This window comes from Streptomyces sp. NPDC002787 (genome assembly GCF_053592095.1).
Window position 1 is genome coordinate 83,965 of record NZ_JBSFVC010000020.1, and the last position, 24,071, is coordinate 108,035.

Here is a 24,071-nt window from a genome sequence, read left to right on the forward strand (position 1 = left end):
CGTGGTCGGTCACTCCACTATCGCCATCTCACGCGGGGTGTTGTTGAGGCGCAGGCCGCCGTCCTCGGTCACCGTCACGATGTCCTCGATGCGTACGCCGAACCGGCCCGGCAGATAGATCCCGGGTTCGACCGAGAAACACATGCCGGGCACGAGGGGCCGCTCCTCGCCCTCGATCATGTACGGCGGCTCGTGGGTGGTGACGCCGATGCCGTGCCCGGTGCGGTGGATGAAGCGGTCGCCGTACCCGGCCTCGGTGATGACCGCGCGGGCGGCCCGGTCGACGTCCTGGCAGGCGGCGCCCGGCCGTACCGCGCGGAAGCCGGCCTCCTGGGCGGCGCGTACGACGTCGTGCACCTCGCGCTCCTCGGCGGCCGGTTCGCCGACGTGGACGGTACGGGAGGTGTCGGAGCCGTAGCCGTCCTTGAGGCCGCCGAAGTCGAGGACCACCATGTCGCCGTGCCCGATGACGCGGTCGCCCGCCTCGTGGTGCGGGTTGGCGCCGTTCGGGCCGGAGGCGACGATGGTGAAGTCGACCTGTGCGTGCCCGAACCGCCGCAGCAGCGCGGCGAGTTCGGCGGCGACCTCGGTCTCCCGGCGCCCGGCGAAGGGGACCCGGCGGATCTCCTCGTACGCCCGGTCGGCGGCGGCGCCCGCCGCCGCCATCCGCTCCAGTTCGGCCGCGTCCTTCACCGCCCGCAGCATCGGCAGGGTCTCGGTGAGGGCGACGTACGTCGTCCCGGGCAGCCGCCGCCGCAGGCCCAGCAGGTGCAGTGCCCAGGTGTTGTCGCTGACGCCGAAGCGGCCGCGTGGGCCGAGGAGGGGGGCGGCCGCCTCGTAGGGGTCCTTGCCGTCGGTCCAGTCGCGGAGGGTGAGCGCGGGCCCGCCGGGTGCCTCAGCGGCGTCCGGGGCCTCCAGGGTGGGCACGACCAGCACCGGGTCCTCGCCGTCCCGCAGCACCAGCATCGTCAGCCGCTCGGTCTCCGGGGGCCGGTGCCCCGTCAGCCACACCAGGTCCGGGCCGGGCGCGACCAGCAGTCCGTCGAGCCCGGCCTCCGCGGCGGCCCGCGCCGCCCGCCGCATCCGGGCCCGGTAGTCGTCGGCGGTGAAGGGAGTGGGCGCGGCACCGGTCGTGCCGGTCGCGGGCCCGTCGCTGGGCGTGCCGGTCATCATGCCTCCGCGTGCTCGGAGTTCCCTGGGGCTACGGGGAGCATCCTGCCCCTCCGCCGCACCACACGCGAGCCGATTGCGCCGTGGCGTCGGCGGCCTAATGCTTGAGAATTGCTCAGCCGTTAGATCTAATGCTTGGATGCGACCATTCCGTTAAGTCACCGCCGTGAGGGAGGCGTACGACGATGCTCGTACTCGCGCACATCAGTGATCTGCATATGGACGGGAGCGAGCGGGCGACCCGTCGGGCCGAGCGGGTGCGGGATCTGCTGTGGGGGCTGCCGGGGCGGGTGGACGCGTTGCTGGTGACCGGGGACATCGCGGACCACGGCACGGAGGCCGAGTACGAGGAGACGGCACGCATCCTGGGCCTGCGGGAGGGCGGGGCACCCTTCCCGGTGCTCACCTGCCCGGGCAACCACGACAGCCGGGCGCCCTATCGCAAGGCGCTGCTCGGGGAGCCGGCCGCCGACGGGCCGGTCAACAGCGTGCACGTCTTCACGGACGCGGCCGTACTGATGTGCGACTCCAGCATTCCGGGGCAGGACGAGGGCGAGCTGGACGCGCAGACGTACGCCTGGATCGAGGACACCCTCGACGAACTCGACGGTGACCGGCCAGTGCTGCTGGCGTTCCACCACCCGCCGGTGACCCTGCACCATCCCCTGCCGGATGCCTACCAGTTGGGCCGGCCCGCCACGCTGGCGCGGCTCCTGGAGCGTCGGCCGGAGATCGCGGGGCTCGTCACCGGGCACGCCCACACACCCGCCGCGACCACCTTCGCCGGGCGCCCGCTCGTCGTCGGACCCGGCGTCACCTGGACGCTGCGGCTGCCCTGGGAGGGCGAGCAGGTCGCGGACCGGGAGGCGCCGCCCGGGCTCGCGTTCCACGTACTGGACGACGAGGGACGGCTGACGAGCCACTTCAGGGTGGCCGCGTAGGGGGCGCGGGAGGCGTGCGGGAGGCGTGCGGGAGGCCGATCACCGTGCCGGGCCTGGTGGCCGGCCGTCCCCGGGCCTACCGGGCGTCTACGGCGCGACGAGCCACGAAAGAGTGAGACCGACGCTCCGTCACCTCGGCTGTGGGGCCAGCTCGCTCACCAGTGCTGCCGCCGCTCCGCTCGGCGTGCCGCCGTACACCAGCTCCGTGCGGTGCACCAGGCGTGGTTCGACGAGGGGGACGGCGACCGCGCCGGGGACGTCGGCGGCGAAGCCGTGGGGCAGGACGGTCAGTCCGTGGCCGGCGGCGGCCAGGGTCGTGAGGGTCCGCAGGTCGGTGCCCTCGTAGCGGAGGGCGGTGCGGACGCCTCCGCTGCCGCTCGTGGTGCGGAGCCGGTCCAGCGGGAGGCCCGCGGCGGGGGCGTCGAGCCAGCGGGCGTCGACCAGGTCGGCGAGGCGGAGTCCGGGGCGGCGGGCGAGGGGATGGGTGGCCGGGAGGAGCACACAGACGGGTTCCTCGCCGACGCCCCGGGTGGTCAGGGGGGCCACGTCGGGCAGGCGGAGCGGGTCGCTGGGGGCGGCGAGCCCGTCGACCAGGCCGAGGTCCGCCGTGCCCGTGGCCACGGCCGCCGGGATGTCGTCGCGGGCGAGGGTCCGCAGGGTCACCCCGGCGGCGGGCAGGGCGGCGATCGTACGAGGGCCGAGCGCCGTCGGGGTCACCGCGAGGGTCAGCCCGTGCTCGGGGGCGGCCGCCATCCGTACGACGTCGGCGCGGGCCGCGTCGAGGCGCAGCAGCAGGGGCCCGGCGTGTTCGAGGAGCCGTTCGCCCGCGGCCGTGGGGAGGACCGGGCGCCGGGTCAGCAGCGGGGCGCCGAGGTCCTGTTCCAGGGCCGCGATGTGCTGGGACACCGCGGACTGGGTGTAGCCCAGCTCGCGCGCGGCCTCCGAGAAGGAAGCGAGGCGGGCCACGGTGACGTACGTGCGCAGGAGATGCGGATCCATGACGGAGAGGATCGCGCATGGTGCGTCAGCGACGCCATCAGTGACGCTTATCGAGGATGCAGAAATCAACGTTGGACGTGAAGTCGAGGCCGCGCCCAGGATGACGGGTATGACGAACAGCGCGGCTCAGCCCGCCTCCTCGGCCCTCTCCGCCTTCTCCGCGTCCGCTGCCTCCACCGCCCGGTCCGCGCGGGTCGCCCTCGTCGGCGACCGCTCCCCCGACGTGGTCTCCCACAGCCGTGTCCCGCTGGTCCTCGACGCGCTCGCCGGGCGTGACCGGCTCGTCCTCGACGCCTACTGGATCCCGTCCGAGGACGCCGCAGCCGACGCGGAAGCCGTGCGGGGCTTCGACGCGGTGTGGGTGCTGCCGGGGAGCCCGTACCGCAGCGAGGCCGGTGTGCTCTCCGCGATCCGGACCGCCCGCGAGGAGGGCATCCCGTTCCTGGGCACGTGCGGCGGCTTCCAGCACGCCCTGCTGGAGTACGCCCGGCACGTGTGCGGTCTGACCCGGGTCGCGCACGCCGAGAACGAGCCGGGCGCCGAGGACTTCCTCATCGAGCCGCTCGCCTGTTCCCTGGTCGGGCACGAGGCGACGGTCGTCATCGAGCCGGGCTCGCTCGCACAGTCCGTGATGAACGCCGAGCGGTCGGTCGAGCGGTACTTCTGCGCATACGGCCCGACCCGGCACCTCGACACCCTGCACGCGCACGGTCTGCGTTTCTCGGGGCACGACGATGACGGGTACGCCCGGATCGCCGAACTGCCCGGCCACCCCTTCTTCCTGGCGACGCTCTTCCAGCCGGAACTCGCCGGCGACGGGAGCCGGCCGCATCCCGTCGTGCGGGCGTTCGCCCGGGCCGCGGTCGAACACGCGACCCGGGCGGCGGCGAGTCAGCCGGCGTGAACCGGCGCGAACGACAGGGCCGGTGGGCGGTCCGGGACGAAGCCGTGGGCTCGGCGGGCCAGGAAGTCGGGCTTGTAACGGTCGACCCGCTGGTGCCAGTTGAGGATGCCCGACAGCCAGTTTTGCAGGTCCGTCACATAGCCGTCCATGATGGCCCGCGCCTCCTCCGACAGCGCGAAGTCGTCGTAGACGGTGGGGAGTTCATGGGCGACGACATGCTCGAACTGCCGCATCCGCTGCGTCATCAGGTCGTGGATCACACCGAGCGCGGTCGGGTAGTCGCAGCCGAAGAAGTTCTGCACGACGAGGATCGCGTTGTGGACCTCGCCCTCGTACTCGATCTCCTTCTGGTACGAGAAGACGTCGTTGATGAGGCACGCGTAGTCGATGGCCGCGTTCTCCAGTGAGCGGACGGGGCCGCTGCGGTAGACCTCGTCCGGGATCTGCGGGCCGTGGCCCATGCGGCACATGCTCAGGGTGAGGTCGGAGCCGAAGGTGGCGCGCCGCATCTCCAGATAGTCGATGGGGTCGGGGACGCGGTTCTGGATCTGGTTGAACACCTCCCAGACCCAGCTCTCGGTCATCTTGTCGACGGACGCCTTCAGGCCGCGTCGCTGGTCGGGGGTCATTCCCGCCGTCGTACGCGCCCAGAGGTCGATGAGTCCCCGTTCCATGCCGTTGGCCGGGACGGGGACCGCCTCGCCCGCCACGGGCATGCAGTCGGACAGCCGGGCCGTGGTCAGGCGGGCGGCGGCGAGGTCCCGGCGGTGGCCGAAGACGAGCGGGTAGTAGTCGTCGCCGTAGGTGCCCCAGGCCAGCCACTGCGAGCTCAGGTCCAGTTGCTCGGGAGTCGCGTCCGGGTCGAGGCCGGCCGAGCAGAGCGGAAGGTCGGCGGCGGCGAGCCGCTCCTCGTCCCAGACGCCCTCGCTCAGGATGCCCACCGCGTGCGCCCAGGCGGTGAGCCGGGGACGGGCGGCGTCCAGGTGCGGGCAGAGCTCCACCTTGAACGGCATGTAGAAGTCGGGGAGCAGGGAGGGCCCGACCTTCTGGTACGGCACATGCGTATGGGCGCGCAGCCGTTCCGCCGCGGCGGTCGCGAGCAGCGCGCCCATGTCGGCGGCGGACGTGCCGAACCCGGGCCGGGTGACCAGCGCGGGGCCGGAGAGGACCGCGCCGCCGAAGTCGAGCGGGCCGCGTGCGGAGGCGGCCCCTTCGTTCATGTAGCGGCTGGAGCGCATGTGCCACTCGTGGCCGCCGGACTGCCAGTCCTGCAGCCCCTTGGTGTACGCCGCGACGGCGGCGACCTCGTCCGGGGTGAGGCCCTTCTCCAGGGCCAGCATGGGCACTTCGGTGAGGGCGGTGTTCTCGAACTGGTGCAGTCGGGAGGTCAGGATGTCGTTGACCGTCTCGGCGGCCTGCTGGGTGCCGCAGTCGAAGAACGTCTCCAGGACCAGCACGCCGTTGCTGTTCTCGCCCTCGTCCTCGACCTCCCGCTGGTACGAGAACAGGTCGTTGCGCAGATGGACGGCGTCGGAGAAGGTCTCCATCAGGACCCTGAGCGGCCTCGACTCCGCGACGGACGCCGGGACTTCGGCGGTCGCGTACTCGACCAGACCGGCGGACCAGGGCGCGCCGCCGACCTTCCGGCGCATCTCGATGTACTCGACCGGGTTGGCGATCCGGCCCTCGTTGATGTTGGACAGCTCCCACATCGACTCGTTGAGCAGATGCTCGGTGGCCACGGCGAAGCGACGGCGCCAGTCCATCGACATCGCCGGAACCGTACGCGCCCAGAGGTCGGCGAGGCCCGCCTCCACCGGGTTCCGCGGCTCGGGCACGGGGGTCGAGAGGTCCAGCGGCATGAAGAGCGGGAGGCGGTCGAGGTGGGCCTTGCCGCCGGCGCGGTCCTGGGAGCGCTTGAACAGCTCCAGGAAGTGGTCGTCGAAGAAGAACACCCATACATACCAGTCGGTGATGAGCGAGAGTGCCGGACCGTCGCAGTCGGGGTGGGTGTAGGCGCACAGCAGACCGTAGTCGTGCGCGTCCAGGTCCTCCTGTACCCATACGCCGGAGCCCTCCAGCATGCCCATCTCCCGGGCCCAGCCGCTCGAGTGGGCACGGGCCTCTTCGAGGTGGGGGTTCAGCCGCGCGGGATACGGCATGTAGAAGTGCGGGAGTTCGAACGGCTGCGTCATGGCCGGGGCCTACCCGTGCCCTGGGACCGGCATCCGAACGGGGAGACATGATCACACCATCGCGTGAATTCCAATGAGCAGTGCGCATCGTGAAGTTGCAGCTCACAGGTCTGGTGTGCGCGGGGTTCTCGAATACTCGTGCCGGTCGCGGGTGGATGACTTCGGTGAAGATCGTCGCACGCCTCGACGCTGCCCACCCCGGCCGCCAGTAGCCGCCAGTAGCCGCCAGCACTCAGCCTCAAGCTCCAGCTCGCGCTTGCGCCCCCGCCTCGCCGTCAACATTCCACAATGATCAAGGAATGTTGCGACAAGCGTGAGAACCCAAGGCCCCCGAGGGGGTCACGGTTCACAGCACGCCGACAACCGCTGACCGGCCTCGAGCACGCCTGTGGCAGGTGTCCGAGCAGACGCTCGGCTGACCGCCTGCTCCCGGCTCCCCCTTCCTTCCGTACTCGACTCGCCCCTTCCCTCTGCCTGCCCCATGAAGGATCTGCCGTTTCCATAGTTGATTCGTTACCCCTGCCTCGTACAAGGCAGGGGGACACACAGGGCTCTCCGGCTCAGGCCAGGGATATGACGACCGACTTGATCTTCGTGTACTCCTGGAGTGCCTCCGGGCCGGACTCGCGTCCGTAGCCGGACTGCTTGACGCCGCCGAACGGCATGGAGGGGTCGAGCATGGCCCAGTCGTTGACCCAGACGATGCCGGCCTGCAGACGGGCGGCGACACGGTGGGCGCGGGCCAGGTCGGACGTGTGCAGACCGGCGGCCAGCCCGTACGGCGTGCTGTTCGCCATCGCGACGGCCTCGTCCTCCAAGTCGAAGGACTGAACGGTCAGGACCGGGCCGAAGACCTCCTCCTGCACGGTGCGGGCATCGTTGTCCAGTCCGGTGATGACGGTGGGCTTGTAGTAGTAGCCCCCGCCGATTTCCAGTCGTTCACCACCGACGACGACCTGACCGCCGTCCTTCCTGGCGAGTTCGACGTACTTCTCGACGTTCTCCAGGTGCCGCACGCCCGCCATCGGGCCGACCACGGTGGCCGGGTCGAAGGGGTCGCCGACGGGTACGCCGGGTACGGCCTGCGTGAGGATGCCGACGATCGTGTCGTGCAGGGAGCTGTGGACGAGCAGCCGGGGGGCGCCCATGCAGAACTGCCCGGTGTTGTAGACGAACCCCTTGATGACCGCGCCGACCGCCTTCTCCACATCGGCGTCCTCGAAGAGGATGTGCGGGGCGTTGCCGCCCAGTTCCACGGTCACGGGCTTGAGCTGTTCGCCCGCCGCGCCCGCCACGAGACGTCCGATTGTGGTCGAACCCGTGAAGGCGATCTTGTCCACGGAGCGGTGGCGCAGCAGGGCCCCGCCCATGGCGCCACCGCCGGTCACCACGTTCACGACACCGGCGGGCACACCGGCGTCGGTGAGGATGTCCGCCATCAGCAACGCGCTCAGCGGCGTGTCCTCGGCCGGCTTGTGCACGACAGTGTTGCCGGCGGCCAGCGCGGGGGCCAGCTTGGACGAGCTGAGGATCAGCGGGAAGTTGAACGGGGTGATCAGCCCGCACACGCCGACGGGGTCCCGCCGGGTGTAGGCGTGGGCGGGGATCGGGATCTGCCGGGTGGCCCCGTCCAGGCTCTGCGCCAGCGCCGAGTAGTACTCGTAGGTCTCCGCCGCGGTCTCCACGTCCACCGCCCGGCACAGCGTGACGGGCTTGCCGACGTCCAGGCTCTCGACGGCGGCGATCTCGTCGGCCCGCTCGCGGATCAGGTCGGCCACCCGGTGCAGCACACGAGCGCGCTCGCGGGCCGGCATCCCCGGCCACGTCCCCTCGTCGAACGCCTCGCGGGCGGCGGCCACCGCGGCGTCCAGATCGGCCTGCTCGGCCTCCGCGACCGTGGTGAAGACCTCGCCCGTGGACGGGTCGTGGACATCACGCCGTCCCCCGGCCTCAGGCGCCCGCCACTCTCCGGCGATGAACAACGCACCGGGCTCGATGTGCGGCCGCTGCACACTCATGATCCGCTCGCCTTCTCGGTGCGACCCGCGGCCGTCACCGTGCCGAGCCGGCCGCGCCACTGCGACCGGCAGGTCTCGGATGATGACCGCGCACTGCCGCCGAACAAAGGGCTCAGGAACGACAGCGGGGCAAGTGGAGACAGATGACGTACGCCATTCACGACATCCGACTTTCGTGGGGCCCGCTGTTCAGGAGTCAATGGCTTCCACCGACCGGCGCGACGGACGACACGGCCATCACGGGCAGCATCGGCGCCGTCGCCCACACGGCCACGCCCGCGTGACACCGACCGGGGCGACCGGCCACAGGGGTGCGACCGGTCGCCCCTCATGTTCTGTGCGCTGCGGGCAAGCCGCGCCCGGGTCCGTCATGGCTGCGCACGTGGCCGCTTGAGGCATACGACCAAGGGCGAGTCGGGACATTTGTCGCTGGCGGTATAGATCTTGAAAGTTCAAGAATATGTCCATCGTCTTTTATTGCCGAGGAAGGACACACTCCATGGAAAGCTCTCTCGCACGCAGGCAGATACTCGGCGCGGGCGCCGCCCTGGGTGCCTTCGCGCTGCTCGGCGGCACGGCCCGGGCGGCCGGTCGAGACTCGCGGTCCTGGCCGGCCAGGTTCTCGCTGCCCAACGGCTGGGAGCCGGAAGGAATCGCGATCGGTTCCGGGCCGTACGCCTACTTCGGCTCGATCGCGAACGGCGGGGTATACCGGGTGGATCTCACCAGCGGTGAGGGCAAGGTGGTCCACGCGGGGCTGGGCCGCCAGACGATCGGACTGAAGCTGGACGTGTGGGGCCGGCTGTTCCTGGCGGGCGGCAGCAGCGGCGACCTGCGCGTCGTCGACGCCCGCACCGGTGGGCTGCTCGCTTCCCACACGGTCGGCGGGAGCGGAAGCTTCGTCAACGATGTCGTGCTCACCGAGGACGCCGCCTGGTTCACCGAGTCCTTCGGCGCACGCCTCCACCGGCTGCCGCTGGGGCGGCGCGGCCGTCTCGGCACGCCCGAGGCCGTCGAGTTGAGCGGTGACTGGGTGCAGTCCGGCTTCACCGCCAACGGCATCGCCCGCACCCCCGACGGCAGCGGCCTGCTCGTCACCAACGCGGCCGCGGGCGGCGGTTCACTGATGCGCGTCGACCCCCGCACCGGCGTGGCCCGACAGGTCGACCTGGGTACAACGACCCTGCCCGGCGGCGACGGGTTGGCCCTCGTCGGCCGCACCCTCTACGTGGTCCAGCCGACGCCCAACCAGGTGGACGTCATCCGGCTGAACAAGTCGGGAACGCGTGGCACCGCGATCGGCGTGATCAGGGACGACCGTTTCGACCTGCCCACCACCGCCGCCGTGTACCGGGGCCGCCTGTACCTGCCCAACTCTCGCTTCAACGCTCCGGTACGGGATGCCGACACCCCGTACGACGCGGTCTCCGTACCGCTCGCGTGACGCTCGTGTGACGGTCGTCCACTGGGCGATCAGCTCCTGACTGTGCCCCGGACGCCGACGCGTTCCGGGGCACAGTCAGGAGGAGAGCGGGAGAAGGGCTCAGGCGCCCGGCACCGTCACGGTGTGCGCCTCGGTGAAGGTGAGCAGGCCGTCCGGACCCATCTCGCGTCCGATGCCGCTCTGCCGGAAACCGCCGAACGGGGCCCGGTCGTCGCACACGACGGCGTTGGCGTGGTTGATCCACGTGGTGCCGGTGCGCAGCCGCTCCGCGACGGCCGAGGCACGGACCGGGTCGGCGCTCCAGACCGACGAGCACAGCCCCGACCAGTCGTTGTTGACGTGGTCCACCACGGAGTCGAGGTCGTCGAACGGCAGGATCGGCAGCGCGGGGCCGAACTGCTCCTCGGTGACGATCCGCAGGCCGGGGTCGGGGTCGAGAACGAGCGTCGGACGCAGGAAGTGCCCACCGGAGAAGGCGACGCCCGGGTCCGACGTGCCCAGTTCGCGGATCTCGGCCCCGGTGTCGGCCGCCTCGGCGAGCATGGCGACCACCTTGTCGCGCTGGGCCGCGCTGTTGAGGGGCCCCATCGTCGAGGCGGGATCGGACCCCGGGCCCAGGCGGTGGGCGGCGAGGGAGACGGACAGCTTGTCGACGAGTTCGTCGTAGCGCGACCGGTGGACGTACAGCCGCTTGACCGCCATGCACACCTGACCACTCGTCAGGAACGCGCCCTGTGCCAGACGGCCGATGTGCTCCTCGGTCAGATCGGCGTCGTCCAGGAGGATCGCGGGATCGTTGCCGCCGAGTTCCAGCGTCACCGAGGCCAGGTTCTGCGCGGCGGCGGTCATGATGGTCCGGCCGGCGGCGGTACTGCCGGTGAACACGATCTTCCGCACCCGCGGGTCGGTGAGCACCGGGGCGACCGCGTCGTTGTCGCCGGTGACGACGTTCAGCACGCCGGCCGGCAGTCCCGCGGCGAACAGCTCCAGGGTGCGCACCATGGCCAAGGGCACGGTGGGCGGGGGCTTGACGACGGCGGTGTTCCCGGCGAGCAGTGCGTAGGGCAGGCTCGCTCCGAGGATCGCGATCGGCCAGTTGAACGGCACGATGACGGTGACCACGCCCATGGGCAGCCGGTGGATGCGTGAGTTCAGCGGCGGGCCGTCGAGGTGCCGCACCCGGTCCAGGGTGTCGACCAGGGCGATCGCCGCGCGTGTACGTGCGACGAAGACCCCCATCTCCACCTGGCTCTCGAAGAGGATCTTGCCGTTCTCCCGGGTCATCAGGGCCGCCCGGTCGGCCGCGCTGTCGTCGAGCAGGCCGAGTGCCTCCTCGATGATCTCCGCGCGCCGCCGGGCGGGCGTGGCGGCCCAGCCGGGGAAGGCGGCGTCGGCGGCGGCGACCGCCGCGCGGGCCTGCTCCTGGGTCGCCGCGGCGGCGTACCCGACGATCCGCTCCGGGGCGGCGGGATCGTTTACGGCGGTGTGGGCGTCGGTCTCGACGGTCTTGCCGTCGATGAGCAGTCCGGTCCGCACCGCGGCGGCCGGTGGTTCCTGTGATCTGCTGCCAACTTCTTGGGACATGCGGCTCTCCTGGCGGTGGTCTCTCCTGGCGGTGGTACGGGCGGCGGTGGTACGTGGCGGCGGTCGGATGCCCGGCCGCCCCCGACTGACCCATCGGGCCGTCCGCCCGGCCACGTTCCGACGCGGCACGAGTTGGCCGGACGTTCCCGGTGGTACCCGGTCGCGGCGTACGGTCAGATGCCTTCGATGGCTTCGAGGTCCAGCGGCGTGGCTCGGTAGTCCTGCAGCCGGTTCACGTACGTGTCGGCGAAGAGCTCGCTCACCGCCTCGGGGGACCAGCCGCCCGGCCGGAGGTGTGTCGCGACCTCGGTGGGGTGCGTCCACAGGGCGATCCGGTCTCCTCCGACGGCGATGGCCTGACCGGTCACGCCCGCCGACTCCTTCGACGCCAGGTACACGATCAGCGGTGCGACGTCGTCCGGGGAGCCCAGTCCCTGGCGCCGTGCTCCCTCGGGAATCGGCTCGCCGGCGTCCACCTTCGCCACGAGGTCACCGACACGCGGCATGGTCGCGACCATACGGGTCAGGGCGGTCGGCACGACGGCGTTGACGGTGACGTCGTTCTTCGCGAGTTCGAGAGCCCAGGTACGGGTCATCGCGACGATCGCGCCCTTGGCGGCCGAATAGGCGGTCTGACCGAAGCTGGCACGCTGTCCCGCCGGTGAACCCACGAGGACGAGCCGACCGCCGTCGCCCTGCTCACGGAAGCGGGCCGCCGCGGCGCGGCCACAGGTGAACGTGCCGCGCAGATGGCTGGTGACGACGAGGTCGAAGTCCTCGTCGGTGGTGTTGCGCAGCGTCCTGTCCCGCAGCGCGCCGGCGTTGGTGATCATCACGTCGAGGCGGCCGAACTCGGTGACGGCCCGCTCGACCAGCGCGTCGGCGAACTCGGAGCTGCCGACCGCGCCGACCTGGGCGACGGCCGAGCCGCCCGCCGCGGTGATCGCCTCGACGACCTCCGCGGCCACGTCGGCGTCGAGGTCGTTCACCACGACAGCGGCACCCGCCGCCGCCAGCGCACGGGCGTAGGCCCGCCCCAGGCCGCGGCCGGCCCCCGTGACGATCGCGACCCGGCCGTCAAGCATGTGGGCCTCCTGAGCAGGGAGTCGGTATGGCGTTTCCCCGGAGCGTAGGCAAAGCCCAGGGCCTGAAGGATCTGCCCGATGACGGTTTCGGCGGCCGTCCTGTGTCCCGGCGGAACCGGGACATGTGTCGCGCTCGGAGGGGGCCAGTTCAGTCGGCGCGGTAGCGGAGTCCGTCGAGCAGCAGATCGAGCATGCGGCCCGCGCGGTCGCGCAGCCCCTTGTCGGTGGTGATCAGCAGGATGCCGCCGAGACTGAAGCCGACGTCGAGAGGGTCGACGTCGGAGCGCAGGACGCCCTCCTCGGCCCCGGCCTTCAACAGAGTGCTGATGGCCGAGCTGATCCGGTCCAGGCTCTCGGCGAACGGGTCCGAGTCGCCGGAGGCGATGACGGCCTTCAGCGCGTCCGCCATGCCCTGCTTGGTGGCCAGATAGTCGATGAACCGGTCCATCCACACCCGCATCGCCTGGTCGGGCGGGTACTGCGCCAGCAGTTCCTCGGCGCTGTCGCAGACCCGTGCGACCTCGTTGCGGTAGGCGGCCTCGATCAGGGCCTCCCGAGTGGGGAAGTGCCGGTACAGCGTGCCGATGCCCACACCTGCATCTCTGGCGATGGCCTCCAGCGACGCGTCCGTGCCCCGCTCGGAGAAGGCGCGCACGGCGACGTCGAGCAGTCGTTGCCGGTTGCGCCGCGCGTCGGCACGCATTCCGCGTGTGCTGCCGGTCACAGCCTTCCTTCCTCCTGGACAATCGGAGGACCCTCCGTTTAAAGTTCAAGCAAAGCGGAGGGGTCTCCGATTTTTGGATCGTAGCAAGCCGGGAGTACGTGCCGACATGACCACGAGCACACGCATCACCACCCCCTCCCACGCCGGATCCGCCGCCGAGGCCATCACGCCCCTCGCAGCCCACGGCTGACCCCATGGCATTCATGGCCCAGGGGACTTTCCAGCCCAGTACTTGAAGTTTCAAGATCTACTTTCAAGATCGACTACCCGCTATCTGCCTCTCGGAGGAACCAATGGCACGGACCACACCCGGACGCTGGAAGCGCTGGCTGGTCGTCGGCGTTGCCGCCGCCGCCCTCGTGGGCGTCGGAGGCCCGTACGTCTACATCAACTACATCCAGGACGACCCACCAGCCGCGCTGTCACTCGACAGTCCACCGACCACGCCGGAGGGCACCTCCGGCTCCGGCTCCGGCTCCGGCGAGCAGGCAAGGGAGGGCGTCGAGGGCGCGTGGCGGGTCGGCAGCGGCTCGCAGGCCGGCTACCGCGTCGACGAGGTGCTCTTCGGCCAGAACGTCATGGCCGTGGGCCGTACCGAAAAGGTCACCGGAGAGCTGGAGATCAAGGGCACCCGGGCTGTCAGCGGGAGCTTCACCGTCGACCTGGCCTCGGTGCAAAGCGACTCCGACCAGCGCGACAGCCAGTTCCGTGGCCGGATCATGAACACCGAGCGGTACCCCGACGCCGTATTCGAGCTCACCGAGCCCGTCGACTTCGGCTCGGTGCCGGACGTGAACGAACAGGTCACCGGCGAGGCCACGGGGGATCTGACCATCCACGGTCAGACCAATCCCGTCACGTTCGACCTCACCGCCCAGCGCACCGCCGACGGCTTCCGCGTGAACGGCTCGATCCCCGTCACCTTCGCCGACTACGGCATCGACGCACCGGACTTCGGCGGGATCACCGTCGAGGACGAGGGGACCGTCGAGTTCCTCCTCGCCTTCACCCCCGCGTGATTCCGCCGCCCACAGCCACCACGTAACGCATCACTCATCGCACCCGTATGGGAGAACACCGTCATGCGCAGCACCTCCCTGTCCAGGAAGGCCGTCGCAGCTCTGCTGGCCACGGCGACCGTCGCATCCGTGGCCGGGTTCGCACCCACCGCCACCGCGTCCGGCCCGACATCCTCCCGGACCGTCGCGGACTTCCGGCACACGAGCCCTTACGTCCAGGAGCGCAACAAGCGCGTCGCCGTCCACGTACTCAGGCAGCTCTTCGAAGAGGGCAACCTCAGGGTCGCCGACCAGTACATCCGTGCGGACTACATCCAGCACAACCCGATGGCCCCCGACGGCCGGGAGGCGATCAAGAACTTCATCCGCGACTGGACCGCGCAGTTCCCGGACCACGTGTACAACGTCAAGCGGGTCCTCGCCCAGGGCGACCTGGTCATGGTGCACTCCAACCCGGTCTACGAGCCCGGCACCCGCGGTTCGTCCGTGGTCGACATCTTCCGCTTCGACAAGAAGGGCATGATCGCCGAGCACTGGGACGTGGTCCAGGAGGTACCGGAGACCACCGTCAACGGCAACGACATGTTCGGAACGGTCAGCCGGCCGCGCACGAACCAGCCCGGCCCCCGCTGGATGACCCCCTTCAGCCAGAAGGTGGCGACCGCCTACTTCGACACACTCCTCGTCGAGAAGAACCCCGACGCGGTCAGGTACCTGACGCCGGAGTACTACCAGCACAACCCGACCATCCCCAACGGCTCGGCCGGACTGCGCGAGCAGTTCACCAACTTCTTCCAGCAGTTCCCGAACCTGACCGTGGAACGCAAGCGCGTCATCGCCGAGGGCGACCTCGTGGCCATCCACGCCCACTACCGCCTCAGCCCCGAGGACCGCGGCCAGGCCGTCGTGGACATCTTCCGCGTCGGCAAGCAGAAGGACGGCACGCTCAGGATCCTCGAGCACTGGGACTCCGTCCAGGACGTGCCGTCGACCCCGCCCCTCAACGACAACACCATGTTCTGAGACCGTTCCACCACGAAGCTTGCTACAAGAGGCCTAACAAAGGCATGGGACGTGGCGGTGGGTGATCAGGCGGGTGGCGAGGGCGAGGAAGGCTTTCGTGGAGGTCGTCGCGTCGTTCCCAGCGGACGCGTAAGCGGCGGAAGCCGTGGAGCCCCGGAGATGGTGCGTTCGACGACCCAGCGGAAGATGCCCAGGCCGGAGCCGTGCGGTTGTCCTCGCTCGGCGACCACCGGGGCGGATGCCACAAATCGGGGGAAGCACGCCGCGACGTGGCTCCTGACCTGGGACGATGAACCTTGCTGAGGGGTTCTGTCGGTCCAGGCGGAGGGCACTTTCTGCGTGAAGGGTATCTGGTTGCGTCCCAGCGTCTATGTCAGTGCCGATGGTTCGGGGGTCGTCGGGCATGCCGGTGCACGGTTGCTGGCGGATCTTGCCGATGCCACAGGTCTGACCGCCGCGTACTCCACCACTCTCAGGCCGCTGCGGCCTCGCGGGACCGGACATGATCCGGGACGGATCGCCACCGACCTGGCGGTGATGCTCGCCGACGGCGGTGAGGCCATCGCGCACCTGGCCGTGCTGCGGGACCAAGCCGACGTGTTCGGCTCGGTCGCCTCGACACCGACGGCCTGGCGGCTGCTCGCCGACGTTGACGAGCGGGCACTGGCTTCTGTGCGCTCGGCCAGGGCTTCGGCCCGGGAGGTCGCCTGGCTGCAGGCGGCCGAGACCAGCGAGGGCATACCCGCTGCCCGGGCTGCGGGGCGCGTGCTGCCCGGCCTGGTCCTGGACCTCGACGCCACGCTGATCACCTGCCACTCCGAGAAAGACGCGGCCGCGCCCACCTACAAGGGTGGTTTCGGGTTCCACCCGCTGCTGTGCTTCCTGGCCAACACCGGCGAGGCACTGTCCGGGCGGCTGCCGCCCGGCAACGCCGGCGCCAACACCGCCACCGACCACATCGCAGTGTTCGACCAGGCACTCGCGCAGATCCCCGACGCTCACCGGCACGGCACCGACATCCTGGTCCGCACCGACAGTGCCGGATCCGGGAAAGCCTTCCTCGCTCACGTCCGTGACATGCGAAAACGAGGAATCCGTACCTTCTTCTCGGTCGGATACGCCATCACCGAGCCGGTCCGCCGCGCCATCCGGGCCATGCCCGAGGACCTTTGGCATCCCGCCCTGGACCAGGACGAGACGCTGCGTGATGGCGCCGAGGTCGCCGAGCTGACCGGCATGGTCGATCTGGACGGCTACGGGCCGGCACCGGCATCATCGTGCGCCGCGAGCGGCCACACCCCGGAGCCCAGCTGTCCCTGTTCGACCAGGACTTGGCCTGCGCCATCAGGTGTTTCTCACCGACACCTCCTACTCCGGTGGTGGTTCGGCCCAGTTCCTCGAAGTCCGCCACCGCGGGCACGCATGCGTCGAAGACCGCATCCGTTGTGGCAAGAGCACCGGTTTCGGCCGCTTCCCCTCCCGCGACTTCGGCGTCAATACCCTCTGGCTCGAACTCAGCCTCACAGCGATCGACCTGCTGGCCCGGACCCGTTTCCTGCTGTTGGACGGGGAACTGGCCACCGCCGAGCCGAAGAAGCTCCGCTACCGGCTGCTGCACGTCGCCGCCCGCCTCACCCGCGGCGGTCGGCGTCTGCGCTTGCGGATATCGGCCACCTGGCCCTGGAGACACGGACTGGCCACGGCCTTCCAGCGCCTCGCGGCACTACCCCGCCCGGCCGGCTGACCAGCAAACCCCCGACCGCCCACGACCCGAAAGACCTTGGAGAACCCGACCATGCGCCGGGACTCCTCCATGCCCAGGCAACGAAATCACCCCGCCCACGCGACAGCAGACGAACAGCGACGTCTCATCACCCCAACCGAAACGGCGAGGTTAAGTCGTCTCAGGTTCGCTCAGTATGAAGTAGGCATCGCCGGGCGACGCGGGTCTCGGCCTCTCCGGCATGGCCGAACGCGCCGCGCCCTACGGCGGCACGGTCAGCGCCGGCCCCGCATCGGACGGCGGCTGGACCGTCTACGCGCCCCTGAAAGGCAGCCATTCATGATCTCCGTGCTCGTGGTGGACGCCCCAGCCGCTGCAGCGCTTCGGGTTTCGCATGCTGCTGGAGAGCACCCCCGACACCGAGATCGTCGGCGAGGCCGAGAACGGCGCCGAGGCCGTTCCGTGGACCACCGAGCTGCATCCCGACGTGGTGCTGATTGACATCCGCATGCCGGGCGTCGACGGGATCGAGGCCACCCGGCGCATCGCCGCCGCCGGTGGGCGTTCGCGGATCCTGGTGCTGACGACGTTCGACGTGGACCGGTACGCGCTCGCCGCGCTTGCGGGCCGGGGCGAGCGGTTTCCTGCTGAAGGACATCCGCCCGGAGGAGCTGCTCGCCGGCATCCGGGCCGTCGCCGCCGGCGACGCGGTGATCGCGCCGGCGCTGACTCGGCGGCTGCTCGACGCGTTCGCCGACCGGCTCGGCGATGACCTCTGCGGGCCCGTGCGGGAGGATCCCCGGCTGGACTCCCTGACCGGCCGCGAGCGCGAGATCCTCGTCGCCACCGGCCGCGGCCTCACCAACGGCGAGATCGCGCAACGGTTGACGCTGTCGGAGTCGACGGTGCAGACCCACGTCGGGCGGGTCCTCGCCAAGATCGGCGCACGGGACCGGATCCAGGCCGTCATCCTCGCCTACGACCTGAGACTCACCCGGCCGATTTAGCGCTTCGTCTCGCGCGTCCGTCGGGGGCGCGACCGTAGTTCCCAGCCGCACCGCTCCGGGCCGATCCGCTCCGCGTGCATGTGTCCCAGCCCCGCGTACACCTTCATGGGCTGCGGTACCGGGTAGTCGCAGGTTTGGGTGTTGCCGGGAATGGGTTTGCCGTTGCTGCACTGTTGCAGCAGCTGGCCTTCGGTTCGGCGACCTCGGCGCCGAAGCGTTTGGCGACATCGGCGACGGCAGCGGCCCGGTCGCACAGCGGGCCGGATTCGTCGTGGCGCAGGGTAGTTCGATCGGAGCCTGCACCATCAGTGTTGCCAGCGGTTTGGTGGCGGCGGTGCCGTCGGTGAGGCGCAGCCGGACTCCGGACTTGTCGGTCTCGCCGCCGCGGCCATCGCTCAACTTCGACGGTACTTCCGGCGCCATCCCTTTGGGACGCTTGACACCGGGCTTGGGTCCGGTTACGCGGTGGTGACCTGCCCGTCGACGACTTGCACTGGCACGTTGATCAGGGGTTTTGTTGCCGGCCCGCCGGTGACTTGGCCGTTGCCGTCGAAAGTGGAGCCGTGGCATGGGCAGCGGAAGCCGGAGCCTGTGGGCGTGATGGGGCAGCCCTGGTGTGTGCAGGTGGCGAGGAATGCCATGAAGGTGTTGGTCGAGGGGCGTAACAGGTATGCGGCGGAACCGTTCGGTGTGGTGAAGCTTGTCGACGAACCGACGGCGACGGCAGAGACCGCAGCGATCACTGTCGAAGAGTTCGTTCCTGGGTCTGTTGGCTGGCTCGGTTTCGGGTTGGTGGTGGTGCGACGGGTAAGGGCGATGACGCCGCCGCCGAGGGCAGCGGTCGTCGCGGTGATCAGGCCGCCCCAGAGCAAAATGCGTCGCTTGACGTCGTCTGGGGTGGAGTTCGGCTGGCGACGACGGCGTATCGCGGCGCGCAGGCGGGCCGTCGTGGAGAACAGGCCTGCGTCGCCGGCAACCAGCAGCGGGGTCCAGGCGGCTGCGAAGACGATGTCGGCGCCGAAGTAGTACGGGCGGGTCGTCCAGCTCACGGTGAGGAAGAAGCTCAGCGCGAGGAGAAACCCGCCGAGTGCGGCGATACGGGTGAACAGCCCGAGCAAAGTACCCAGCCCGACAGCGACCTCGCCGAAGGCGACAACCAGGCCGGTGCCGGTCGGGTGTTCGGCCGCGAATGACACCAGCGGGCCGATCGGGGAGGTTGTCGCGGCGTGCAGCATCTGAGCGTGGACGCCGAGGGGTGAGGTGTGGTCCAGGTAGTGGGTGTCGAGGATTTTGGAGAGGCCTGCATAGAGGAATGTGCCGCCGAGGAAGACGCGTAGCGGCAGGAGTGCCCAGATCGGTGTCCGTAGTGGCGCATCGGCCCGTGGCGTTGTTTCGCCGGGGGAGGGCGTGGGGGACAAGAGAAGTCGCCTTTCATGTCGCAGGTGTGGCGACGAGAATCCCGGTGCGCATTTCGTCGCTGGTGCCGTCACCCCACACGACGTATCGCAGCGGGAGTTTTTTCAGCTGCGGCAGGAGTTTGCGCAGCCCGGCGTCGTGGGTGCAGGTGACCCGGAGGTTGTCTCCGGCCTTGAGGACGAAGGGAGTGCCCAACTGCTCGTATTTCTGGGCGTCGAAGTTGAACGACGGCACGTCGAGAATGGTGTGGGCATCGGTGGAGCCGGGGTTGACCTCGACCTTCATGGAGCGTCCGAGCAGGTGATCGATCGCTCCGCTGCCGGGTCAGCCGCCCAGGTCACCGCCCGTCCGACCGCCACGACGCCGCACGGGTGTGAGTTCAGTGCGGACGTGTGTGAGCTCAGAGCTGTTTTTCGGCTTGTTGACCTCAGTGAGCTCACACACGTTCGACGCCTCGTCAGGACTTGCGCGGGGAGACCGCCATGATGCCAATGCACATCTCGTCGCTGGTGCCGTCGCCCCACACCACGTAGCGCGGCGGCAGCTTGCTCAGCTGCGGCAGGCGTTTGCGCAGCCCCGCGTCGTGCGTGCACGTCACCCGCAGGGTGTCTCCCGGGCCGATCTCCACCGGCGACGGCAGCTTCATCAGCCGCTGGTTGTCGAAGTCGAACTGCGGCACGTCCAGCACGACCTTGGCCTTCGGCGTGCCCGGGTTGAGTTCGACCTTTATGGCCCGCCCGAGCATGTGCATGTGGCCGAAACCGGCGAACAGCGTCATCGGCGCCTCCACCTTGTGGTCGCAGGTCTGGGTGTCACCGGGCTTCGGCGCGCCGCCCTGGTTGCACTCCTCCACCTGACGGTCCGCCATCTCGCCGACATCCGGCCCGAACCGCTTCGTCACGTCCGCGATCGAGGCCGCCCGGTCACAGAGCGGACCCGACTCGTCGGCGGCGCAGGGCAGGTCGGTCGGCGCGTCGAGCGACCACGTCTCGAGTTCCCGGGTCTGCGGCGTGCCGTCCGTCAGCCGCAACCGCACCGCCGAGCGGTCCGACCCGGCCGACTTGCCGTCGGTCGCGAGCAGGTTGTAGTGGATCTGGAGGACGAGCAGGCCGCCCGGCTCCAGCTTGTAGCCGGCGTCCTGGTCGAGCAGCGTCTCCTTGGCGCCCGGCGCCCAGGTGTCCACCCACGCCGCTTCCCCCTCTTCCACCTCGGCGCCGTCCACGCCGGTCCCGCCGAAACACTGCCAGCCGAGGCCGGGGGTCTTCGCGTCCTTCTCGCGCACCGCGGCAGCGCCGCCCGGCGGCACCGCGTACACGATGGCGTGGTGTGCGATGGCGACGTTCTCCGGCGTGAACTGGGTCCCGGTCAGGAACGCCGCCTTGGTCAGGCCCGGATCGATCATCTGGCACCGGTACTCGTCCGTGCCGCCCTCCGGCGGCGCGGGCGTGTATGCCTCGGCCATCTTCAGGTCGACGAACCGCTCGCCGGCGCGCAGCGGCTGCGGTGGAGCCGACGACCCGCTCGCGTGCGCGCCGTGCGATCCGGTCGCGGCGGGCGCCGCACTGTTGTCGGCGTCCGACCCGCAGGCGACGACAGCGAACGCCGTCGCCAGCACCATGGTGGCCGCCCCTAACCTCAACCGCCCGGGCGGCGCTTTCCCTGACGGCGCTGCGTTGACTGCCATCGCTAGCCTCCTACATACAGGTTGCATCGCTTGTCTGGATGCCTGCTTCCTACCGAGCGAACCTGAGACGACTGTTAGAACCCGTTTAAAACCGTCGCGGTGCAGAGGCCGGACGGATGCTCGACGGCCGACGCTGCCGCATATGGCTCTCGTCGCGATGGTGCAGCGGGCCGCGGTGACTCCTTCGCGCCGCAGCTGGCGGTGGATCCTGCGGGCGCCATAGGTCTCGCCGGACGTGGCGTGAGCTGCACGGATCTTGGCCAGCAGTTGCTCGTCGCGCAGACGCCGGGCGGACTTCGGCCGCCTGCGGCGGGCGTTGTATGCCGAGACCGACAGGCCCAGTTCCCGACAGGCCGGCGGCTCGACCCCGAAGTCGTCGCGGAGATGGTTGATCACCGCGTCGGCTTCGTGCGGGGCCGGTCGAGCTCCTTCGCGAAAAACACCGAGGCGGCTTTCAGGATCTCGTTCGCCCTTGTCAACTCCGCGTTTTCCTTCCGGAGCTGGGCGAGTTCACTCTTTTCGGCCGTGCTGAGCAGGTTGGGCCGGTCGCCCTGGTCGGTCTCGGCCTGGCGGACCCATTGCCGCAGGGCTTCCTTGTGGATGCCCAGATCCCGGGCGACGTGCCGCGACCGGACGGCCCGAGGCCGCACGCGTTGCTCATCCGGCCCGACGGCTGTGTCGCCCGGGCCTTGCCCACCTGGCAGGACCTCGACACCACCACGCTGGTGCGTGCGCCGGGCACGTGGTTCGGCCAACCGGCCTGAGCACCGCATTAACAGTCATCTCAGGTTCGCTCCGTAGGAAGTCGGCATCCAGATAAGCGATGCAACCCGTATGTAGGAGGCTAGTGATGGCAGTCAACGCAGCGCCGTCCGGGGGAGCGCCGACCGGCCGGTTGGCGGGCCGGTGGGTGCCGTGGTTGGTGATTGGCTTGTGGCTGGTGCTGGCGGTGGGCATGGTGCCGCTGAGCGGAAAGTTGAGCTCGGTCACCACCGACAGCGCCGTGGACACCCTGCCGGCCAGCGCCGAGTCCACCAAGGTGGCGGTGCTGGACGACCGTCTCCCCGGCGGGGACAGCAATACGTTCGTCTTCGTGTACCACCGCGCCGGCGGCATGACCGACGCCGACCGCGCGACGATCGAGCGCCATTACAACGCCCTTGCCAAGCGGTACCCGCCGAAGGCGACGGCGGCGGCCGGCGAGGACGACGCGGGCTCGCCGCTGAGCCCCTCCACCGACCGCAAGGCGATGATGTTCACCCTCGAGGTGGGCACGGCCTACGGCGCACCGGAGGACATCGTCGGCCCGTTGCGTGATGCCGCGAAGGACCGTCCCTCCGGCCTGGAACTCGACGTGACCGGCCCGGGCGCGATCGACGGCGACATGGATGCCGTCTTCGATGGCATCGACGTGCAGGTTCTCCTCACCACCATCGTCGTCGTCACGCTCCTGCTCATCCTCACCTACCGCAGCCCGGTGTTGTGGATCATCCCGCTGGTGGCCGTCGGCGCGGCCGCACTGACCTCGATGGGGACCGTCTACCTGCTCGTCAAGGGTTTCGGCATCGTGGTCAACGACCAGAACTCGGCGCTGCTGACGATCCTGGTGTTCGGCGTCGGCACGGACTACGCGCTGTTGCTCATCGCTCGATATCGGGAGGCACTGCACCACCATGAGAACGTCCGGGTCGCGATGGTCCATGCGCTACGGGGCGCGGCGCCGGCCATCGTCGCGTCCGCTGCCACCGTGGTCGCCGGCCTGCTCTGCCTGCTCGTCGCGGATCTGAACAGCACCAGCGGGTTGGGCCCGATCGGTGCGGCCGGCATCCTGTGCGCGCTGGTGGCCATGCTGACGCTGTTCCCGGCGGTGCTCGTGGTGCTCGGCAGGCGGATCTTCTGGCCGGCCATCCCGCGGTTCAGCACGGCCGTGGAGGAGAAGCCGGGGCTGTGGGGACGGCTCGGCACCGCCATCAGCCGCCGCCGGTGGGTGGCGACGCTCGGCTCGCTCGGAGTCCTCGGCGTGCTTGCCCTCGGGCTGGCGGGCAACACCGGCGCCCTGCGGGAGCAGGACCAGTTCCTGTCCGCGCCGGAGTCGGTCACCGGCTTCACCGTTCTGCGCCAGCACTTCCCGGAGCTCGGCGGCCAGCCGATGACGGTCTTCGCGCGGCCGGCGCACCAGGAGCGGGTGCTCGACATCGTCAAGGACACTCGCGGGGTGGCCTTGGCCATCCCGGAGCAGACCAGCGGTGGCTGGGCCAACATCTCCGTGTTCCCGAAGGACGCGCCGGACACCGCCGCGGAGTACGACACGATCAAGCGGGTGCGCACCGCCGTGCACACGGTGCGCGGGGCGGAAGCGATCGTCGGCGGGCCGAGCGCGGAGAACCTCGACACCGAGGTGACCACCAGCCGCGACGAGAAGCTGGTGATCCCGCTGGTGCTCGCGGTCGTCCTGATCGTCCTCGGGCTGCTGCTGCGCGCGATCCTGGCCCCGCTGGTCCTGATGGCCACCGTGGTCGTCTCGTTCGCCGCAGCCTTCGGCGGCAGCGTGTTCGTCTTCGACACGATCCTCGGGTTCAAGGGTGTCGACTCTTCGGTGCTGCTGCTGGCATTCCTGTTCCTGGTGGCGCTCGGCGTCGACTACAACATCTTCCTGGCCAGCCGGGCCCGGGAGGAGACCGTGCGTCTCGGCACCAGAGAGGGCATGCTCAAAGCCCTCTCGGCCACCGGTGGCGTCATCACCTCGGCAGGCCTGGTCCTGGCGGCCACGTTCGCGGTCCTCGCCACACTTCCGCTGGTGATGCTGATCGAGGTCGGGTTCCTGGTCGCCTTCGGCGTGCTGCTCGACGCCCTGCTGGTGCGGTCGGTCCTGGTGCCCGCCCTCGCCTTGCTGATCGGCCGGCGGATGTGGTGGCCGAGCCGGCTGTCCCGTCCGGCGGCGGAGCTGCCGGACGGTCAACAGTCGCTCGCCGACGACGAGGAGCCCGCGCTGCAACGGTGAGGGCGGCGGCACGGACGAGATCCGGGACGGGCCCCAGGCCCGTCCCGGATTTTTTTCATGGGCCCGACGGCCGCCGCCCTTTGGTCCTGCGCCACACGCCGGGGCTGGGGCGCACCGCGGTGTCCAGCCCCAAC

Annotated in this window: 18 protein-coding genes and 3 pseudogenes; 9 read left to right on the top strand and 12 right to left on the bottom strand. The window is 70.1% G+C overall.

Going from position 1 to position 24,071, the window contains the following annotated elements; translation table 11 throughout:
• Positions 1–9: 9 nt before the first annotated feature.
• On the bottom strand, positions 10–1,170 hold the full coding sequence (locus tag ACWD26_RS26995; RefSeq protein ID WP_451274506.1) for a M24 family metallopeptidase: 1,161 nt from the start codon (positions 1,168–1,170) through the stop codon (positions 10–12).
• Positions 1,171–1,355: 185 nt separating this feature from the next.
• Here ACWD26_RS26995 and ACWD26_RS27000 point away from each other — a divergent pair, with 185 nt between their 5' ends.
• Positions 1,356–2,111: a phosphodiesterase gene (locus ACWD26_RS27000; protein WP_451274354.1), complete on the top strand. Its 756-nt coding sequence runs from the start codon at positions 1,356–1,358 to the stop codon at positions 2,109–2,111.
• Positions 2,112–2,240: 129 nt separating this feature from the next.
• Here the strand turns inward: ACWD26_RS27000 and ACWD26_RS27005 are convergent, their stop codons facing one another.
• Entirely contained in the window at positions 2,241–3,110 is an 870-nt protein-coding gene (locus ACWD26_RS27005) for a LysR family transcriptional regulator (protein ID WP_451274356.1), read from the bottom strand.
• 109 nt (positions 3,111–3,219) lie between these two features.
• On the opposite strand from ACWD26_RS27005, the gene ACWD26_RS27010 reads away from it, so the two are divergent.
• Positions 3,220–4,014 (top strand): CTP synthase C-terminal region-related (seleno)protein, encoded by a 795-nt coding sequence (locus tag ACWD26_RS27010; RefSeq protein ID WP_451274358.1) that lies wholly within the window; start codon positions 3,220–3,222, stop codon positions 4,012–4,014.
• Here the strand turns inward: ACWD26_RS27010 and cyc2 are convergent.
• A complete protein-coding gene (gene cyc2, locus ACWD26_RS27015; RefSeq protein WP_451274360.1) occupies positions 4,002–6,209 on the bottom strand; it encodes a germacradienol/geosmin synthase Cyc2 in 2,208 nt (735 codons plus the stop codon). The genes ACWD26_RS27010 and cyc2 overlap by 13 nt on opposite strands.
• Before the next feature lie 560 nt (positions 6,210–6,769).
• Complete coding sequence (locus tag ACWD26_RS27020; protein WP_451274362.1) at positions 6,770–8,227, bottom strand: aldehyde dehydrogenase family protein; 1,458 nt, start codon at positions 8,225–8,227, stop codon at positions 6,770–6,772.
• Between the two features lie 499 nt (positions 8,228–8,726).
• Between ACWD26_RS27020 and ACWD26_RS27025 the strand changes: the two genes are divergently transcribed.
• Entirely contained in the window at positions 8,727–9,671 is a 945-nt protein-coding gene (locus tag ACWD26_RS27025) for a superoxide dismutase (protein ID WP_451274364.1), read from the top strand.
• A gap of 99 nt (positions 9,672–9,770) precedes the next feature.
• Here ACWD26_RS27025 and ACWD26_RS27030 read toward each other — a convergent pair whose 3' ends face one another.
• From ACWD26_RS27030 to ACWD26_RS27040, 3 genes are all read right to left on the bottom strand, one after another.
• The gene (locus ACWD26_RS27030; RefSeq protein WP_451274366.1) at positions 9,771–11,255 is read right to left on the bottom strand and encodes an aldehyde dehydrogenase family protein; all 1,485 of its coding nucleotides are present in this window, start codon (positions 11,253–11,255) and stop codon (positions 9,771–9,773) included.
• A gap of 173 nt (positions 11,256–11,428) precedes the next feature.
• On the bottom strand, positions 11,429–12,340 hold the full coding sequence (locus ACWD26_RS27035) for an SDR family NAD(P)-dependent oxidoreductase (protein ID WP_451274368.1): 912 nt from the start codon (positions 12,338–12,340) through the stop codon (positions 11,429–11,431).
• Between the two features lie 148 nt (positions 12,341–12,488).
• Entirely contained in the window at positions 12,489–13,064 is a 576-nt protein-coding gene (locus tag ACWD26_RS27040) for a TetR/AcrR family transcriptional regulator (protein WP_451274370.1), read from the bottom strand.
• Positions 13,065–13,357: 293 nt separating this feature from the next.
• Between ACWD26_RS27040 and ACWD26_RS27045 the strand changes: the two genes are divergently transcribed.
• Both ACWD26_RS27045 and ACWD26_RS27050 read left to right on the top strand, forming a co-directional pair.
• Positions 13,358–14,083 (top strand): YceI family protein, encoded by a 726-nt coding sequence (locus ACWD26_RS27045; protein WP_451274372.1) that lies wholly within the window; start codon positions 13,358–13,360, stop codon positions 14,081–14,083.
• A gap of 63 nt (positions 14,084–14,146) precedes the next feature.
• Complete coding sequence (locus ACWD26_RS27050; protein WP_451274374.1) at positions 14,147–15,106, top strand: nuclear transport factor 2 family protein; 960 nt, start codon at positions 14,147–14,149, stop codon at positions 15,104–15,106.
• Positions 15,107–15,139: 33 nt separating this feature from the next.
• On the opposite strand, the pseudogene ACWD26_RS27055 reads toward ACWD26_RS27050, so the two are convergent.
• Positions 15,140–15,339, bottom strand: a pseudogene (locus tag ACWD26_RS27055) (IS5/IS1182 family transposase); the annotation flags it as partial.
• A 76-nt stretch (positions 15,340–15,415) separates the two neighbouring features.
• On the opposite strand from ACWD26_RS27055, the pseudogene ACWD26_RS27060 reads away from it, so the two are divergent.
• Both ACWD26_RS27060 and ACWD26_RS27065 read left to right on the top strand, forming a co-directional pair.
• Positions 15,416–16,850: pseudogene (locus ACWD26_RS27060) on the top strand (IS1380 family transposase).
• A 318-nt stretch (positions 16,851–17,168) separates the two neighbouring features.
• Positions 17,169–17,836 (top strand): annotated as a pseudogene (locus ACWD26_RS27065) (response regulator).
• Positions 17,837–18,294: 458 nt separating this feature from the next.
• On the opposite strand, the gene ACWD26_RS27070 reads toward ACWD26_RS27065, so the two are convergent.
• The 4 genes from ACWD26_RS27070 to ACWD26_RS27085 all read right to left on the bottom strand — a co-directional run bounded on the left by ACWD26_RS27070 (position 18,295) and on the right by ACWD26_RS27085 (position 21,586).
• Entirely contained in the window at positions 18,295–19,254 is a 960-nt protein-coding gene (locus ACWD26_RS27070; protein ID WP_451274376.1) for a Rieske 2Fe-2S domain-containing protein, read from the bottom strand.
• Positions 19,255–19,267: 13 nt separating this feature from the next.
• Complete coding sequence (locus ACWD26_RS27075; RefSeq protein ID WP_451274378.1) at positions 19,268–19,537, bottom strand: hypothetical protein; 270 nt, start codon at positions 19,535–19,537, stop codon at positions 19,268–19,270.
• 172 nt (positions 19,538–19,709) lie between these two features.
• Positions 19,710–21,332: an IS3 family transposase gene (locus ACWD26_RS27080; RefSeq protein ID WP_451274380.1), complete on the bottom strand. Its 1,623-nt coding sequence runs from the start codon at positions 21,330–21,332 to the stop codon at positions 19,710–19,712.
• Positions 21,329–21,586 carry a transposase gene (locus ACWD26_RS27085; RefSeq protein ID WP_451274382.1) on the bottom strand — a complete coding sequence of 86 codons (258 nt, stop codon included), beginning with the start codon at positions 21,584–21,586 and terminating at the stop codon, positions 21,329–21,331. Before ACWD26_RS27085 ends, ACWD26_RS27080 begins: the two co-directional genes overlap by 4 nt.
• On the opposite strand from ACWD26_RS27085, the gene ACWD26_RS27090 reads away from it, so the two are divergent.
• Positions 21,557–21,700 carry an aromatic-ring hydroxylase C-terminal domain-containing protein gene (locus ACWD26_RS27090; protein WP_451274384.1) on the top strand — a complete coding sequence of 48 codons (144 nt, stop codon included), beginning with the start codon at positions 21,557–21,559 and terminating at the stop codon, positions 21,698–21,700. The genes ACWD26_RS27085 and ACWD26_RS27090 overlap by 30 nt on opposite strands.
• 86 nt (positions 21,701–21,786) lie before the next feature.
• A complete protein-coding gene (locus tag ACWD26_RS27095; RefSeq protein WP_451274386.1) occupies positions 21,787–23,937 on the top strand; it encodes an MMPL family transporter in 2,151 nt (716 codons plus the stop codon).
• The last annotated feature ends 134 nt before the right edge of the window (positions 23,938–24,071 follow it).

Coding starts and splice junctions, on each gene's coding strand:
- ACWD26_RS26995 (WP_451274506.1), bottom strand. CDS start 1,170: ATGACCGGCACGCCCAGCGACGGGCCCGCGACCGGCACGACCGGTGCC.
- ACWD26_RS27000 (WP_451274354.1), top strand. CDS start 1,356: ATGCTCGTACTCGCGCACATCAGTGATCTGCATATGGACGGGAGCGAG.
- ACWD26_RS27005 (WP_451274356.1), bottom strand. CDS start 3,110: ATGGATCCGCATCTCCTGCGCACGTACGTCACCGTGGCCCGCCTCGCT.
- ACWD26_RS27010 (WP_451274358.1), top strand. CDS start 3,220: ATGACGAACAGCGCGGCTCAGCCCGCCTCCTCGGCCCTCTCCGCCTTC.
- cyc2 (WP_451274360.1), bottom strand. CDS start 6,209: ATGACGCAGCCGTTCGAACTCCCGCACTTCTACATGCCGTATCCCGCG.
- ACWD26_RS27020 (WP_451274362.1), bottom strand. CDS start 8,227: ATGAGTGTGCAGCGGCCGCACATCGAGCCCGGTGCGTTGTTCATCGCC.
- ACWD26_RS27025 (WP_451274364.1), top strand. CDS start 8,727: ATGGAAAGCTCTCTCGCACGCAGGCAGATACTCGGCGCGGGCGCCGCC.
- ACWD26_RS27030 (WP_451274366.1), bottom strand. CDS start 11,255: ATGTCCCAAGAAGTTGGCAGCAGATCACAGGAACCACCGGCCGCCGCG.
- ACWD26_RS27035 (WP_451274368.1), bottom strand. CDS start 12,340: ATGCTTGACGGCCGGGTCGCGATCGTCACGGGGGCCGGCCGCGGCCTG.
- ACWD26_RS27045 (WP_451274372.1), top strand. CDS start 13,358: ATGGCACGGACCACACCCGGACGCTGGAAGCGCTGGCTGGTCGTCGGC.
- ACWD26_RS27050 (WP_451274374.1), top strand. CDS start 14,147: ATGCGCAGCACCTCCCTGTCCAGGAAGGCCGTCGCAGCTCTGCTGGCC.
- ACWD26_RS27075 (WP_451274378.1), bottom strand. CDS start 19,537: ATGAAGGTCGAGGTCAACCCCGGCTCCACCGATGCCCACACCATTCTC.
- ACWD26_RS27095 (WP_451274386.1), top strand. CDS start 21,787: ATGGCAGTCAACGCAGCGCCGTCCGGGGGAGCGCCGACCGGCCGGTTG.